Genomic DNA, 15579 nt, shown 5'->3' on the forward strand with positions numbered 1-15579 from the left:
TGGCCCCGCCTCTCCAGCATCGCCCGGACGGTGCACCCCGGCATCTGGAGCACCGCCGCGGGCTGAGACGCCGTCCCGGATGCCGGGCGCGGGTGTCTACAGTGCCCGCCATGGATCCGATGAGCTTCCTCGGCTGCTCGGCGCGCCGGGGCCCCTCGGCGGCCTGACGGTCGCACTCCCCCACCCGCACCCGGTGCGGGGGCCGGGTGCTGCCCTCCGACCCAGCCGATCGCTCATCGTGAGGAAGTCCCCATGCGTTCCACCCCGCGCTCCCGTGCCCTGACCGCCACCGCCTGCGTCCTGGTCGGTTCGGCCGGCATCCAGGTCTCCGCCGCCCTCGCCGAAGGACTGTTCGGGCGGTTGCCGATCCCGGCCGTGTCCGGCTTCCGGATGACCGTGGCCGCGGTCGTCCTGCTGCTGCTCACCCGGCCCCGGCTGCGCGGTCGCACTCGCTCCGCCTGGCTCGGCATCGTGCTGTACGGCATCGCAATGGCCGCGATGAACGTGTTGTTCTACCACGCGGTGCAGCGGGTGCCGCTGGGTGTCGCGGTCACCCTGGAGTTCTGCGGGCCGCTGGCCGTGGCCGCCGTCGGCGCCCGGGGGGCGCAGCGACTGCTGCCGGTGCTGACCCTGGTCGGCGTGGCCCTGGTCGCCGGGCCGCAGGGCGACCTGGACCCGGTGGGTGTCCTGGCCGGACTCGGCGCCGCGGCGGCCTTCGGCGGGTACACGGTGCTGGCCGGCCGGGTCGGCGACGACGACTCCGGGCTCGGCGGGCTGGCACTGTCGGTGACTGTCGGGGCGGTGCTGCTGGCGCCGTTCTCGGTGCCGGCGATCCCGCTGGTGGAGGGCCGGGACCTGCTGCCGCTGGTCGCCTCCGGGCTGCTCGGGGTGGCGATGGCGTTCAGCCTGGACTTCCTGGCGGTGCGGCTGACCTCTCCGCGGGTGGCCGGGACGCTGTTCGCGGTCGACCCGGTGATGGGGGCGCTGGTCGGTGCCACGCTGCTCGGCGACCGGCTGACCGGGTGGATGCTGGGCGGGATCGCGCTGGTGGTCGCCTCCGGGGCGGCGGTGATCTGGCTGTCCGGGCGGGTGGCCGGGCCGGTGTCGGCCGACGGGGAGGCCGATCAGCTGGGGGTCGTGCTGCGCTGACGGGGTCCGGGCCAGGGCCGGGCCGCCGAGGTTCAGGCGCCCTTGACCGGGCTGATCAGCCCCGGCCGCACCCCCGCGGGCAGCCGGACCCGCCACACCGCCCCCGCACCGTCCGCGGCGCCGGGGTCGCCCAGCCGGGCATCCGGCCGCCCCGCGGTGGTCACCCACCCGGTGCCGTCCGGGCCGATCGCCAGACAGGTGGTCAGCGGCACCGGCAGCACCATCGCGTCCACCGGCTCGCCGTCCGGGGTCAGGCGGAGCACCGCGCCCGCACCCCACACCGCGACCCAGAGCGCACCGTCGGCGTCCACGGTGGTGCCGTCCGGGATCGGGCCGTCCGCGGTGAACGCGAGCAGCGGCTCGGGCGGGCCGGGGATGCCGGTGTCCAGGTCGTAGCGCAGGCGGTACAGCACGCGGCGGACCGAGTCGGTGAGGTACATCCAGGCGCCGTCCGGGCTGAACTGGATGCCGTTGCCGCAGGTCACGTCGATGATCGCCACCTCGGCGGTCTCCGGGATGAGCCGGTGGACCGCGCCGGGGGCGGTGGCGTCGTCCGCGGGCATCGAGGTGAGCCAGAGCCGGCCCGCGGGGTCGGTGGCGCCGTCGTTCCAGCGCTGCCCGGGCGGCGGGGTGGCGCCGAGCAGGGCGGAGCGACCGGCGGGATCCGGGTCGATCAGCCGCAGACCGCCGGTGGCGGCGGCCAGCACCCCGCCCGACCCGGCCGGCCAGGCGATCCCCACCGTGGACCCGGCCGACCACGGCTGGGCTGCCCGCGCCGGATCGGCGTCCGGCCAGCGGTGCACCAGCCCGGCCTCGACGTCGACCCAGGTCAGCTCCCCGCCGTGCCACACCGGGCGCTCGCCGAGCCGGGCCCGGACCTCGCCGAGCGCCACCGGGTCGGCGTCGATCCGGGGCAGGGTCGCCAGCAGCTGGTCGACGTCGATCCGGCGGGTGGGGGCGGGGGCGGTGGCCAGGTCGTGCGGGGTCATGGCGCCGAGGCTAGACGGCCGCCGCGGTCAGGGTGCGCTCGCGCAGCAGGTCGAACAGCCGGTCCACCTCGGCCCGGGTCTCGCTGTCCAGCACGAAGCCGTGCGGCGCGCGGGTGTGCGCGGCGGGCAGCACGCCCTGGCGGACCAGCAGGTGCTTCTCGATCGCGACGAACACGTCGATCGAGGTCTGCAGCGCCACCAGGGAGGACAGCGGACCACTGATCTCGTACGCCGCGTCGTAGTGCCCGGCCCCGACCAGATCCCACATCCGCACGATCGCCCACACCACCTCCGACCCGGGCATGGTGCCGACGATCCCGCGCCGGAACGAGTCGATCAGCGCCGCCCCACCGGTGCCCTCGAAGACCTTCGCCCGGCCGCCGGTGGCCTCGCGCAGCAGGGTGAGCCGCTGACCGATCGGCGCCGCCTCGGGCTTGAAGAACACCCGGTCGCCGAACCGGTCCAGCAGTCGCATCTGCAGGTCGATCGACAGCGAGCGCCCGACGTACCCGGAGGCGTCCTGCACCACCACGCCGATGCCGGTCGCCTCGATGATCGCCGCGTAGTAGCCGAACAGTTCGTCGTCGTCGAGATGGACCGTGATCGGCGGGATCGCCATCAGCGCGTCGGCCCCGGCGGACTCGGCGTGCCGGGCGGCGGCGATCGCGCCGAAGGTCGACTCGGCGCCCACGCTGATCACGCTGAGTGCCCCGCGGGCGGTGGCCCGGTCGCAGACCAGGGTGGCGAGCTGGTCGCGTTCCAGGGCGGACATCCGCAGGATCTCGCTGACCATGCCGGTGGTGATGCCGTGGGCGCCCTGGTCGAGCACCCAGTCGATCTCCTGGCCGAGGGCGGCGGCGTCGATCGCCCCGTCGGCGGTGAACGGGGTCTGGATCACCGGCAGGACGCCCGCGAGGGGCCTGGGTGCGGTCATGGTGTCTCCTTCGTGGCGGGATGCCGGTCGGGGGTCGGGAACGGTCGACGGCATCAGGACCGTCCGACCACGGGTGCGACGAACCGGCGGTGCGCCGGGGTCGGTGCGGTGAGGAAGTCGAGGTCGGCGCCGCGGTCGGCCTGCAGCACGTGGTCGGCGTACAGCCGCGGCCAGCCGCGCAGGTGCTCGGCGGAGGTGGGCGGTGGCGGGGCGGTGGACCGGCGGCGGTCGAGTTCGGCCGGGTCGACGACCAACTCCAGTCGCCGGGCGGGCACGTCCAGCCGGATCGGGTCACCGTCGCGGACCAGGCCGAGCGGCCCGCCGACCGCGGACTCGGGTGCGACGTGCAGGACGACGGTGCCGAAGGAGGTGCCGCTCATCCGCCCGTCGCTGATCCGCACCAGGTCCCGCACGCCCTGCTCGACCAGCCGCTGCGGGATCGGGGCCATCCCCCACTCCGGCATCCCCGGCACGCCGACCGGGCCGCAGCCGCGCACCACCAGCACGTCGGCGGCGGTGACGTCCAGCTCCGGATCGTCCAGCCGGGTGCGCATGTCGGCGTAGGAGTCGAAGACCACCGCCCGCCCGGTGTGCGTCAGCAGGTCCGGCGTGGCGGCGGCGACCTTGATCACCGCGCCGGAGGGGGCGAGCGACCCGTGCACCGCGGCGAGCGTGGGCGCCGGGAGGACGGGCGAGTCCAGGGTGTGGATCAGCGAGCCGGGCAGGCCGGGCGCGGGGAAGTCCGCCACCACCTCCGCCCACGTCCGGCCGTCCGCGGCCCGCTCGGCGAGGGCGGCGTCCAGGGCCGCCAGCAGGGTGGGGAGTCCGCCGTCGCGGTGCAGGCGGTGCACCAGGCCCGAGCCGCAGGGTTCGACATCCGCCAGCAGCGGCACGTCCCGCCAGAGTGCGTCCATCCGGGTCAGGCTCGCGTCCAGGCCCAGGCGCCCGGCGATCGCGGCCAGGTGGATCACCGCGTTGGTGGACCCGCCGACCGCCGCCAGCACCCGGATCGCGGTGTCCAGTGCCGCCTGGGTCATCTGTGCCGACGGTCGCCGGTCCTCGTGCACCAGGGCGACCACCCGGGCACCGGTGTCCCGGGCGGCCTGCTCGATACCGGGGCCGACCGCGTCCAGCAGTGCGGTGCCGGGCAGGGCCATGCCGAGCGCCTCGCTCAACATCGCCAGGGTGGAGGCGGTGCCCATCACGTTGCAGGCGCCCGGGCCGGCGCAGGTCAGGCAGCGTTCCAGGTCCCGCCAGCCGGTGTCGTCCAGCGTGCCGGCCCGGCGGTCGTCCAGCGCCCGCCACAGGTCGGTGCCGGCGCCGAGCGGGCGGCCGCGGAACTCCGGTGCCGACCGGGCACCACCGAGCAGCAGCAGCGCGGGCAGGTCGGCGGAGGCGGCGGCCATCAGCGCGGCGGGCACGGTCTTGTCGCAGTTGGCCAGGTGGACCACGCCGTCCAGCGGATAGGCGCGGGCGGTCTCCTCCAACTCCATCGCGACCAGGTTCCGGTAGAGCATCGCCGAGGGCTTCATCAGGTCCTCGCCCAGCGACATCACCGGGAACCGGACCGGGATGCCCCCGGCGGCCCGGACCCCCTCGGCGACCTGCTCGGCCAGCGCGGTGAAGCCGGCATTGCACGGGTTGAGGTCGCTGGCGGTGTCCGCGATCCCGATCACCGGCTTGCCCAGGTCCTCGGGGCCGAGCCGCAGGGCGACCCGGTGCAGCACGGCGACCTCGTCGGTGCCGGAGAACCAGGCGGCGGAGCGCAGCGGGGCGGTCATCCCGTCACCCCCGCCCGGCGGGCCTCCGGGTCGTCCGGGTCGTCCGCGAGCGCCGCCAGCCAGCCGCCGTCGATCGCCACCGTCTGCCCGGAGACATAGGACGCCTGGCCGGACAGCAGGAAGGCGACCACGGCGGCGACCTCCTCGGGTTCCCCGATCCGGCGGGCGGGTGAGCGGTCGGCCAGGAAGCGCTCGGCGGCGACCGGGTCCGGGGCGCGGCGGAACGACTCGTCGAGCGCCGGGGAGCGGACCGCGCCGGGGGCGACCGCGTTGGCCCGGATGCCGTGGGCGGCGTAGGTCACCGCGACCGACCGGGTGAGCGCCTCCACCGCGGCCTTGGTCATCTCGTACACGGTGTGCTCGGGGTAGGCCCGCGACCCGTGCACCGAGGACATGTTGACGATCGCGCCCGGCTCGCCGGTGGCCAGGAACGCACCGACGGCGGTCTCGCAGCCCCACAGCGACCCGAGCTGGTTGCCGCGGACCATCGCCCAGGTGTCCGGCTCGGACAGCTCGGTCAGGCCGTTGCGGACGGTGATCCCGGCGCAGTTCACCCAGCCGCCGAGCGGGGCCAGCCCGGTGGCGGTGGCCAGCAGGCGCGGGTGCAGGTCGCGGTCGGCGACGTCCCCGGCCACCGCGGCGACCCGGGCACCGGTGGCGCGCAGGGTGTCGGCGACCTCGGCGGTGCGGGTGGTGTCCCGGCCGGTGACCACCACCGCCCAGCCGTCGGCGGCCAGCCGGGTGGCGATCGCGCGGCCGAGGCCGGAGGACGATCCGGTCACCACCACCGAACGGGTCGCGGTCATGCGGTCTCCTCACGGGCCGGGGCGAGTCCGGCGATCAGGCGGTCGGCGGCGTCGGTCAGCAGCTCCAGGCCGCCGGGGGCGAGCAGGGTCTGCCACACCTGGTACCGGTCGCGGTGATACGAGCCGGCGTCCGGCAGGTAGACGAAGCCGGGGCCGTTGGTCAGGTTGAGCACCAGCACCGCCCGGTCGGGGTGCCGGGTGCGCAGGGTGGTCTGGAAGGCGGAGAACGCCTCGCCGGGGTGCGCCACGATCACCGCGTCGCCCAGCCGCCAGACCCAGAGCGGGTGCCGGGCCGTGTCGCCGTCCAGGTAGCCCTCGGCGAGCCGGGTGGCGCGGCGCAGGCGCTCGGTGGCGGCGACCGGGTCGATGCCGGACCAGCGGTCGGCGACCTGGTCGGCGGTCGGGGCGGGGCGGGCGGGCAGTGGGACGACCGTGGCGGTGCAGTCGACGTCGGCGGGCACCGCGGTGGGTTCGCGCTGCCACAGTCCCAGCGGCGCGCCGGACTCCACCACCCCGTCGAAGCGCAGCCGGGTGCCGGGTTCGCCCATCCGTTCCAGCACGGCGACCGCGGCGTGGCCGAGCACCCGGCCGTTGCGGTCGGTCTGTTCGGTGCCGGGGCCGTACTGCTCGCGCGGGGACAGTTCGCCGGAGGCGCCCTGCAGGAACAGGCACGGTGCGCCGGTGGCCGTCTCGACCACCTCCCGGGTGGCGCCGACCAGGTCCGGGGACAGCAGGCTGTTGTGGTGGGCCAGTGTGGTGGGGTGGCAGGCGTAGTTGACCAGGGTGGCGATCGTGCGCCCCCCGGTGCTGAGCCGGCCGACCAGCAGGGTGTCGTCCGCGGGGGTGCCGGGGTCGAAGGCCACCACGTCCCGGTCGCCGCAGGGCAGGTTCCGGCTCACCGCCAGGTCGCACCGGCCCTGCGCCCAGGTCAGCACCGCGGGGGCGGCGGACTCCCGGGCGCTGCGGCAGGCGGCGGTCACCGCGGCGACGAGCGTGTCCTGGTACCCGGGCAGCAGGTCGGCGCCCGGCAGGTCCAGGCCCAGGTCGCTGATCGACGGGCCGGCATGGGTGTGCACCAGGTGCAGCAGCAGGTCGTCCGGGTCGGCGCCCAGGGCGGCCAGGATCGGGTCGCGCAGCCGCAGGAAGGACGCGGTGTCCCGCCACCAGCCCAGGTCCAGGGTCAGCAGGTAGCGCCAGCGGCCGGCCGCCGGGTCGCGGAAGGCCAGCACGGTGGCGGTGAGCGGGCAGTGCACGCCGGTGGCCAGCTCCGTGCGCGCCGCCCCCCAGTTGTGCGCGCGGATACCGGTCGGCGGGGTGACGTCGGCCCGGGCGACCCCGGCGGTGACGGCGGACTCGCGCGGGGTCCAGGTGGTGACGGCGGGCAGCGCGTCGCGGAGCACCGGGGCGGTCATGCCTCACCCCGGGCGGTGGCCAGCACGTCGGCCGAGGCGGTGCGCAGCAGGGTGGAGTCGGTGGCCACGGTGAGCATCCGCACGCCGCGCTCCCGCCAGTACGCCGCCATCTGCCCGGTGGCGCAGTGCAGGCCCATCACGATCCCGGCGGCCTCGGTCGCGGCCAGCACGGTGTCCAGCGCCCGGTGCACCGCCGCCGAGCCGGCATAGGTCTCCCGGCCGAGCCCGAGCGTCAGCGCCAGGTCGTTCGGGCCGACGTAGATCCCGGCCAGCCCGGGCACCGCGGCGATCTCCCGCACCGCCTCGAAGCCCGCGGCGGTCTCCACCATCACGAACACCAGCCGGTCGGCATCCGCCCGCTCCGGCGCCGGCGCGGTGCCGTCGACGTCACCCCACATCGGCCCCCAGGACCGGAAGCCGGCGGGCGGGTAGGTGCAGGCGGCCACCGCGGCGGCGGCCTGCTCCGGGCTGTCCACCATCGGCACGATCACCCCGTCGGCGCCGAGGTCGAGCGCCCGCATCATCGCGTCCGGGCGGTGGTCGGCGACCCGGACCAGGGTGGTGGCCGGGGTATGCCGGAGCGCTTGCAGCACCGGGACGACGGTGCCGGGGCCGGTCATCCCGTGCTGCAGGTCCACGCAGAGGTAGTCGTAGCCGGCCCGGCCGAGGAGTTCGGCGGTCACCGGGTCGGGCAGGGTGCTCCACACGCCGAGGGCGGCGGGGCCGGACGGGAAGGTCATGCGACACGCTCCAGGTCGTCGGGGGTCACCGCATGCTCCAACGGTTCGCCCCGGGCAGCACGGTCCAGCTCGGCCAGCACGATCCGGCCCTGGCGCAACCGGCCCTCGACGGTGCCGGCCGCGTGGTGCGGGGTGAGCAGCACGTTCGGCAGGGCGCGCAGCGGGTGGTCGGCGGGCAGCGGTTCGGCGTCGAAGACGTCCAGCGCCGCGTCGATCCGGCCGGTGCGCAGTTCGGCCAGCAGCGCCGCCTCATCCACCAGCCAGGACCGCGCGGTGTTGACCAGCCCGGCGCCGTCCGGCATCAGCGCCAGCCGGCGGGCGTCCACCAGGTGCCGGGTCTCCGGCAGCGACGGGGCGTGCAGCACGACGATCCGGCTGCGGCGGAACAGCTCGTCCAGCTCCACCGCCTCCACCCCCAGGGCGTCCGCGTCGGTGAGGTACGGGTCGGCGACCAGCACCCGGGCACCCAGGGCGGTCAGCAGCGCGATGTTCGCCCGCCCGGTCCGGGAGGCGCCGACCACGCCGATCGTGCTGCCGAGCAGCTCGTGCCGGGGCGGGGCGGACTCGGCGGTGGCCCAGTCGGCGCCGGCGGCCAGGGCATGGTCGAACCGGGGCACCTGGTGCAGCAGCGCCAGGGTGAAGGTCAGTGCGACCTCGGCGACCGGCCGGGCCATCCCCTGTCCCGCCTGGGTGACCCGGACACCGCGGGCGAACAGCTCCCCGGTGACGAACGGCCGGACGCTGGCCCCGGTGTGCGCGACCAGCTGCAACGTGGGCAGCCGGTCGAGCAGGGCGGCGTCCAGCGGCGGTTGGCCCCAGCAGGTGACCAGCACCCGGGCGGCGGGCCGGACCACGCCCGGCGACGCCAGCGCCGTCCCACCGTCCAGCCACTCGACCGTCCCGCCGAGCCGGTCGGCCACCGCGTCCAGCCGGGCGAGCGCGTCCCGGTCGAAGAACTCCGCGCGCAGTCCTTCCGGCACCGCCACCAGCACGGTCGCGGCGCCGAGTTCGGCACTCCCGCCGTGGGTGCGGGGGCGGGGCTGACGATCCGGGTGCGGGACCGGCGAACTCGCGGGCTGGGCGCCGGTCATCGCAGCCACCCGTCCAGGTGTTCGGCGACGAAGTCGTCGTCGGTCAGCCAGGGGTGCAGGCGGAGCACCCGGTCGATCTCCTCGGGCTGTCCGGGCGACAGGCCCTCCGCCGGGTCCAGGCACCAGGTCCCGGCCAGCAAGCCCTGGCGGCGCAGCACCTCGTGCACCCCGGCGATGCAGCCCGCGAAGCCGTGTGACGGGTCGAAGAGCGCGGCGTTCGCGTCGGTGATCGCGGCGGCCCGGGCCATCAGCTCGACGGTGGCGGCGGCGTCCCCGGCCCGGGCGTCCCGCACCCGGTCCAGCAGCTCGACCGCCCGGCGGGTCCACACCGACCAGTGACCGAGCAGGCCGCCGGCCACGTGCCGGGTCACCGGCGCCCCGTCCGGGCCGTCGAAGGTCAGCGTGCTCAACAGGTCCGCCACGATCGCGTCGTCGTTGCCGGTGTACAGCGCGATGTCGGCGCCCCGGGACGATCCGGCGACCGCACGGGCCACGTCCAGGGTGCGGTACCGGTCGAAGGGCGCTGCCTTCACCGCGACCACCGATTCCAGCTCGGCGAACCGGCGCCAGAACGACAGGCCCAGCCGCGGGCCGCGGATCGCCGCCTGCAGGTAGAAACCGATCACCGGCAGCACCTCGCCCACCGCGGCGGCACGCTCGATCATCGCGTCCTCGGTCGGCTCCGGCTCCCCGGCGGCCGGCCGCGGCGGGCTGAGCAGCACCGCGTGGTAGCCGAGCCCGGCGGCGAGTTCCGCCTCGGCCACCGCCTGGTGCACCGGCCCGGCGACCCCGGCGACCCGCAGGAACGGGCGGTCCACCTCCCGGTCCAGCACGTCGGCGGCCAGTTCCAGCACCGGGCGGTACAGGTCGATCCCCGGTTCGCGGATCTCGAACTGGGTGGTGTGCACGCCCACCGCGACCCCGCCGGCGCCGGAGGCGGCGTAGTACCGGGTCAGGGCACGCTGGTGCCGCTCGTCGAACCGGCGCTCGGCGGTCAGGGCCAGCGGGTGGGCGGGGATCACCGCGCCGTCGTGCAGCAGGGTGTGCAGCTCGGGAGCCAGCATCAGAACGCCCCGTCCCGGACCGTGAACTTGGTCGGCTTGCCGCTGGTCGGCAGCCCGGCGCGCAGCCAGGCGGCCTGCCAGTCGATCAGCTGTCCGGCGGTGACGTCCGGGTAGCCGAACAGGTCGAAGCACCGGGTGGCGTCGTTCAGCAGCGCGGTGGGCGCGGGCTCCCCGGTGAAGGCCGGCTCCACCCCGAGACCGGCGGCCAGTCGCCGGGCCACCCGCTGCACCGGCAGCACCTCCGGGCCGGTCAGGTTCAGGGTGAACACCTCCGGCGAGGCGTGCGCCATCGCCCGCAGGGTGACCTCGTTGGCGTAGCCCTGCCAAACCACGTTCACGTGCCCGGTGGTCAGGTCGACCGGCTCACCGGCCAGCAGGGTGGCGCCGATGTCGGCCAGCACGCCGTAGCGCAGATCCACCGCATAGTTCAGCCGGATCAGGCTCACCGGGGTGCCCCGGGTCAGCGCGCCGTGGGCGAACACCCGTTCCCGGCCCAGGCAGGACATCGCGTACTCGCCGACCGGCCCGACCGGGTGGTCCTCGGCCGCGCCCTGGGACTCGACCGGCACCAGCGGGTAGACGTTCCCGGTGGAGAACGCGGTGATCCGCGACCCGGCGTAGCGCCGCGCGACCCGGTCCGGCAGTGCGGCGTTCACCGCCCACGCCCAGGACGGTGCCGAGGCGGAACCGAACTTGGCGCCGACCATGAACAGCACGTCCGCACCGTCCGGCAGCTCCGGCTCGGCGTCGGCCAGCAGATCGGCGGCGTGCACCGACACCCCCTGCGACCGCAGGTGATCGGCCTGCGCGGCGTCCGACCAGCGGGAGACCGCGTGCACGGCATCCCCGGTCCGGCCGGCGGCGTCCATCGCCCGGCGGGCCAGCACCGCCAGGGTCGGGCCCATCTTGCCGCCGGCGCCCAGGATCACCAGGTCGCCGCTGGAGCGTGCCAGGTCGGCGACCAGGGCGGGCGAGGGGGTGGTGAGCCGGTCCTCCAGCTCGGTCTGCGAGGTGAACATCGGATCCTTCCGCATCGGTGAGGTCAGCCCTTGATCCCGGTGTGCGCGACGCCCTCCTGGAAGGAGCGCTGCGCCACGGCATAGGCGGCGAAGATCGGCACCAGGGCCACCACGGACCCGGCCAGCACCACCGACAGCGGCACCTGCTGCTGCCGCATGGACGCGATGCCGACGGTGAGCGTCCACATGTCGGCGCTCTTGCCGATGATCAGCGGCCACAGGAAGTCGTTCCAGTGCCACAGGAAGACGAAGGTGCCCAGGGTGGCCAGCACCGGCTTGCACAGCGGCATGACGATCTGGGCGAAGGTCCGCCACTCCCCGGCGCCGTCGATCTTGGCCGCCTCGAATAGTTCATCCGGCAGCCCCTTGATGAACTGCCGCATCAGGAACACCGCCTGCGCGTTCGCCAGGGTCGGCAGGATCAGGCCCCAGTAGGTGTTCACCCCGCCCATCCGGGCCAGCACGATGAAGGTCGGGATCAGCGTGACGTGGTACGGCACCATCACCATCGCCAGGAAGGACCAGAACATCACCTCCCGGCCCGGGAACCGCTTCTTGGCGAAGGCGTACCCGGCCATCGACGCCAGCAGCAGCACCAGCACCACCGACACCACGGAGTAGATGACGGTGTTGAGGAACCACTGGCCCATGTTCTTGCCGGACAGCACCTCGCCGAACGAGGAGGTGTCCAGGTTCCACGGCAGCAGCGAGCCGGGGAACTGCACGGCGGTCTCCGGCTTCAGCGCGATGATCACCATCGCGTAGAACGGGAACAGCGTGATCACCGCGCCGATGCCGAGCAGGATGCCCCGCCAGACCTTCCCGGCCCGGGTGGGTTCCAGTGCCCGGTACGGCCGACGGCGGGCCGGTGGTGGGGCGGCGTCCAGCACGGGCGGGGGCAGCGTCGGAGCACTCACTTCGGGTCCCTCCCCAGGAATCGGCGCTGGATCAGGGCGACGACCAGGGTCATCGCGAACAGCGCCACACCGATGGCGGCGGCGTAGCCGTAGTCGACGTACTTGAAGCCCTGGTCGTACAGCAGGTAGACGAGGGTGTAGGAGCCCCGGGCCGGACCGCCCTGGGTCATCACGAAGATCAGGTCGAACACCTGGAAGCTGGCGGTGGTCTCGATCACCGCGAGGAAGAACAGCGACGGCTTCAGGTGCGGCAGCACGATGTAGCGGAACCGCGCCCAGGCACCGGCACCGTCGGTCAGCGCCGCCTCCTCCAGCTCACGCGGCACGTCCTGCAACCCGGCCAGCAGGATCAACATCCCGTAGCCGAACCGGGACCACACCCCGACCAGCACCAGCGCCGGGATCACCAGCGTGGTCGAGGACAGCCAGGACTGGCCGCTGCCCCCGAGCGCGCTGGAGATCGACGACACCGGGCCGCCGGTGGAGAACACCCAGACGAACACCGTCCCGGCCAGCACCAGCGAGGTGATCACCGGCAGGAAGAACACCGACCGGAAGAACCCGACACCGCGGAACCGCCGCCGCACGGCCAGCGCCATCACCAGCGACATCCCGACCGACAGCGGCACAGCCAGCACGGAGTACAGCACCGTGACCCGCAGCGACTGCCAGAACACCGGGTCGTGGATCATCCGGTCGAAGTTCGCCAGACCCTCCCACTCCAGTGAGCCGGAGATGTCGTAGTCGAACAGGCTCAGACCGACACCCGCGATCGCGGGGCCGAAGCGGAAGGCCAGGAACAGCAGGAACACCGGCAGGGCGAACAGCAGCCCGACCCGCGCGTCCCAGCGCGCCATCACACCTCGGCCCCGGCGACCGCGGGGCGTCTCGACGGTTGCGGCCACGGATCAGCCGAGCATCGCGTCGGCGGAGGCGGCGGCGTCCTGCAGTGCCTGCTCCGCGGACTTCTGGCCGAGCAGTGCCGCCTGGATCTCCGGCGCGAGGACGCCCATCACCTCACGGGCGTGCTCGTTCACCGGGCCGACGGTGGTGTCCGGGATGGTCTGCTCGATCGCGCCGTACACCGGATCGTCGGCGTAGAGCTCACCGGTCGAGGTCAGCGGGGAGAACATCTTGGCGGTGGTGACGTACTCCTTCACCGGGTCCGCGCTGGTCACGAAGTCGATCCAGGCGCCGGTGGCGTCCTTGGCGTCCGAGCCGGCCAGCATGGACAGCGACCCGACCGTGCCGTAGCCGATCGTCTCGGACTCGGTCAGCGGCGGCTGGATCACGATGTTCTCGGTGCCCCAGTACGGCTCGACGTCCGCCGGGCCGGACTGCCAGGTGCAGGCGACCTTGTTCTGGGCCAGCGCGGTCTGCTCGATGCTCGGCGTGGTGGTGATCAGGTCGGGCTCCAGGTAGCCGCCCTCGTTCAGGTCGACCAGGTACTGCAGTGCCTGCTCGCCCGCTTCGGAGTCGAAGGCCACCTCGGTGCCGTCGTCGTTGAACACGTCACCTCCGGCCTGCCAGAGCAGCGGGTAGAACGTCATGTTCAGGGTGACCTCGGGCGAGCCCCAGTAGTTGGTGGCGTAGATGCCCTGCTCCTTGAGCGCCGGGGCGACGTCCATCAGGTCGTCCCAGGTGGTCGGGTACTCGCTGACCCCGATCGCGTCGAAGGCGGCCTTGTCGCAGACCAGCGGGTTCGCGCTGGTGAGGATCGGCGAGCCGAGCATCTGGCCGTCGACGGTGATCGAGTCCCGGACGTTCTCCAGCAGGTCGGCCTTGTGCTCGTCCGACAGGTAGTCGTCGATCGGCTCGATGGACGACTGGTACGTCGCGAGCTGGTCCGGGATCAGGTACACCGCGTCCGGGGCGGTCTGGGAGGCGATCGCCGTGGTCAGCGACTCGTCCCGGCCGGCCCAGGGGTAGATCTCGACCTTGACGGTCACGTCGGGGTGCTCGGCGGTGAAGGCCTCGATCTGCTCGTCCCAGAATGCCTGGTGGGCGGGCTCGTCCGCGATCACCGGATAGGTCCACATGGTGACCTCGCCGGACAGCTCCCCCTCGGCGCCCGAGCCACCACCGCTGTCCGAGGACGAACAGCCCGCCAGCAGGACGGTGCAGGCGGCGCCGGTGGCCACCAGCGACTTCGTCACGACTCTCATCGCATCTCCTTGATCGGAACCCGGGGGTTCGGTGGATGGTGCACAACACGGACCTCGCCGGAGTGCCGCGCCCGTTCGGCGGCGAAGACGGCGAGGTGGCTGTCCAGGGACTCGGCCGGACCCGACCGGACCCAGCTGCGGTCACCGGTGGCGACTGCGGCGGTGAAGGCGTCCATCAGCCCGCTGTCCCCGCCCCCGTGGTCGCCCGCGGCATTCGAGCCGCCGAGCACCCCGGAGTCCAGGACGTGGCTGGTGTTGGTGCGGAAGTCGACGACCCGGACCCGCTCGCCGTCGCCCTCCAGGAATCCGTGCGAGCCGAAGATCCGGGTCTGCCGGTGGGTCTGCTCGGAGAACGCGGTCATGGTGAAGGTCGCCGCGGCCCCGCCCTCCAGCCGCATCGCCACCACCTGGTGGTCGACCACGTCGTTGTCCGAGTCCCACACGCAGCGGCCGTACTGCCCCTCGCGCAGCGCCTCGATCACCCCGGCCTCGTCGGTGCGGTCGGTGATCACGCTGACCGGCCACACCGGGCCGTCGGCGCGCAGGGTGCCCAGGTAGAGCCGCGGCGCGGAGTACGGGCAGGACGGTTCGAGCACGCAGTCCAGGCAGCGGTCGGCGGCCTCGGCGGGGCGGTTCTCCGGCCGGAACTCGGTCAGCGAGCCGAAGCTGGACACCTGCTCGATCCGCAGCCCGGTGACGTAGCGCAGCCAGTCCAGGTCGTGGCAGCTCTTGGCCAGCAGCATCGGGGCCGAGGTGGCCTCCTGCCGCCACGGGCCGCGCACGTAGGAGTGCGCCATGTGCCACCAGCCCACCGGCTCCAGGTGCTGCACGTCGATCAGCCGGCCCAGCACCCCGGAGTCGACGACCTCCTTCACCAGGTCGGTGTACGGGGTGTACCGCAGCACGTGGCAGACGCCGAACAGCACCCCGGTGGCCTCGACGGCGGCGACGATGTCGCGCACCTCGTCCTCGGTCGGGGCGATCGGCTTCTCCAGCAGCACCGCATAGCCCAGCGCCGCGAACGCCTTGGCAGGCTCGGCGTGCTGCCGGTCCTGGGTGGAGACGATCACCATGTCCGCCACCCGGCCCTGCGCGGCGAGCTCGCGCCAGTCGTCGTAGTGCGCCACCGCCGGGTCGCCCGCCGCCACCGCCGCCCGGCGCTCCGGACGGGGGTCGGCCACCGCGACCAGCCGGGCGCGCTCGGGGTGGGCGTGCGCCCAGGAGAGGTACGACTGGCCACGGTTGCCGGCGCCGACCAGGGCGATCGTCACCGGGGGCAGGCCCTCCACGGCGTCCGCCGACCGGGGTGCGGAGGTGTGCTGCCAGGGAGTGGGCGACGGCGCCGCCGGGGCGGTCGGGCTGGTGAACCCACCGACCGGTGCGCCGGTCGCGGCCCGGCCCTCGGCCTCGACCTGGCCCGCCGTCACGGCACGCGCGAGGGCGCCCACCGGCTGCTGTCCGAGCGACATGTCGCCTCGGGACTGCGCGGGACCTGCTGACATGCTGCCGACC

General features: G+C 74.2%; 14 protein-coding genes. 1 reads left to right on the forward strand and 13 read right to left on the reverse strand.

Annotated elements, in window-relative coordinates; all coding sequences use genetic code 11:
- Window positions 1-252 precede the first annotated feature (252 nt).
- The gene (locus HGA03_RS14975; RefSeq protein WP_168631096.1) at window positions 253-1149 is read left to right on the forward strand and encodes an EamA family transporter; all 897 of its coding nucleotides are present in this window, start codon (window positions 253-255) and stop codon (window positions 1147-1149) included.
- A gap of 32 nt (window positions 1150-1181) precedes the next feature.
- On the opposite strand, the gene HGA03_RS14980 is transcribed toward HGA03_RS14975, so the two are convergent.
- The 13 genes from HGA03_RS14980 to HGA03_RS15040 are packed head-to-tail and all read right to left on the reverse strand — an operon-like array spanning window position 1182 to window position 15536.
- Window positions 1182-2138 (reverse strand): SMP-30/gluconolactonase/LRE family protein, encoded by a 957-nt coding sequence (locus HGA03_RS14980; RefSeq protein ID WP_168631097.1) that lies wholly within the window; start codon window positions 2136-2138, stop codon window positions 1182-1184.
- 10 nt (window positions 2139-2148) lie between these two features.
- Window positions 2149-3072, reverse strand: coding sequence for a dihydrodipicolinate synthase family protein (locus HGA03_RS14985; RefSeq protein WP_168631098.1), 924 nt, complete (start codon window positions 3070-3072; stop codon window positions 2149-2151).
- A gap of 53 nt (window positions 3073-3125) precedes the next feature.
- Entirely contained in the window at window positions 3126-4853 is a 1728-nt protein-coding gene (locus HGA03_RS14990) for a dihydroxy-acid dehydratase (RefSeq protein ID WP_168631099.1), read from the reverse strand.
- Entirely contained in the window at window positions 4850-5659 is an 810-nt protein-coding gene (locus HGA03_RS14995; protein ID WP_168631100.1) for an SDR family NAD(P)-dependent oxidoreductase, read from the reverse strand. Before HGA03_RS14995 ends, HGA03_RS14990 begins: the two co-directional genes overlap by 4 nt.
- A complete protein-coding gene (locus tag HGA03_RS15000) occupies window positions 5656-7071 on the reverse strand; it encodes a hypothetical protein (protein WP_168631101.1) in 1416 nt (471 codons plus the stop codon). The genes HGA03_RS14995 and HGA03_RS15000 overlap by 4 nt, the downstream gene beginning before the upstream one ends.
- Window positions 7068-7811 (reverse strand): HpcH/HpaI aldolase family protein, encoded by a 744-nt coding sequence (locus tag HGA03_RS15005; protein ID WP_168631102.1) that lies wholly within the window; start codon window positions 7809-7811, stop codon window positions 7068-7070. The genes HGA03_RS15000 and HGA03_RS15005 overlap by 4 nt, the downstream gene beginning before the upstream one ends.
- Entirely contained in the window at window positions 7808-8902 is a 1095-nt protein-coding gene (locus HGA03_RS15010) for a hydroxyacid dehydrogenase (protein ID WP_168631103.1), read from the reverse strand. The genes HGA03_RS15005 and HGA03_RS15010 overlap by 4 nt, the downstream gene beginning before the upstream one ends.
- Complete coding sequence (locus tag HGA03_RS15015; RefSeq protein WP_168631104.1) at window positions 8899-9966, reverse strand: dihydrodipicolinate synthase family protein; 1068 nt, start codon at window positions 9964-9966, stop codon at window positions 8899-8901. The genes HGA03_RS15010 and HGA03_RS15015 overlap by 4 nt, the downstream gene beginning before the upstream one ends.
- Complete coding sequence (locus HGA03_RS15020; RefSeq protein ID WP_168631105.1) at window positions 9966-10985, reverse strand: NAD-dependent epimerase/dehydratase family protein; 1020 nt, start codon at window positions 10983-10985, stop codon at window positions 9966-9968. The genes HGA03_RS15015 and HGA03_RS15020 overlap by 1 nt, the downstream gene beginning before the upstream one ends.
- A 23-nt stretch (window positions 10986-11008) precedes the next feature.
- The gene (locus HGA03_RS15025; protein ID WP_239073512.1) at window positions 11009-11902 is read right to left on the reverse strand and encodes a carbohydrate ABC transporter permease; all 894 of its coding nucleotides are present in this window, start codon (window positions 11900-11902) and stop codon (window positions 11009-11011) included.
- Window positions 11899-12759 (reverse strand): carbohydrate ABC transporter permease, encoded by an 861-nt coding sequence (locus HGA03_RS15030; protein ID WP_168631106.1) that lies wholly within the window; start codon window positions 12757-12759, stop codon window positions 11899-11901. Before HGA03_RS15030 ends, HGA03_RS15025 begins: the two co-directional genes overlap by 4 nt.
- A 51-nt stretch (window positions 12760-12810) precedes the next feature.
- Window positions 12811-14067: an ABC transporter substrate-binding protein gene (locus HGA03_RS15035; protein WP_168631107.1), complete on the reverse strand. Its 1257-nt coding sequence runs from the start codon at window positions 14065-14067 to the stop codon at window positions 12811-12813.
- The gene (locus tag HGA03_RS15040) at window positions 14064-15536 is read right to left on the reverse strand and encodes a Gfo/Idh/MocA family protein (RefSeq protein ID WP_168631108.1); all 1473 of its coding nucleotides are present in this window, start codon (window positions 15534-15536) and stop codon (window positions 14064-14066) included. Before HGA03_RS15040 ends, HGA03_RS15035 begins: the two co-directional genes overlap by 4 nt.
- Window positions 15537-15579: the final 43 nt, after the last annotated feature.

The organism is Cellulomonas denverensis (assembly GCF_012396125.1).
GTDB classification, from domain to species: domain Bacteria; phylum Actinomycetota; class Actinomycetes; order Actinomycetales; family Cellulomonadaceae; genus Cellulomonas; species Cellulomonas denverensis.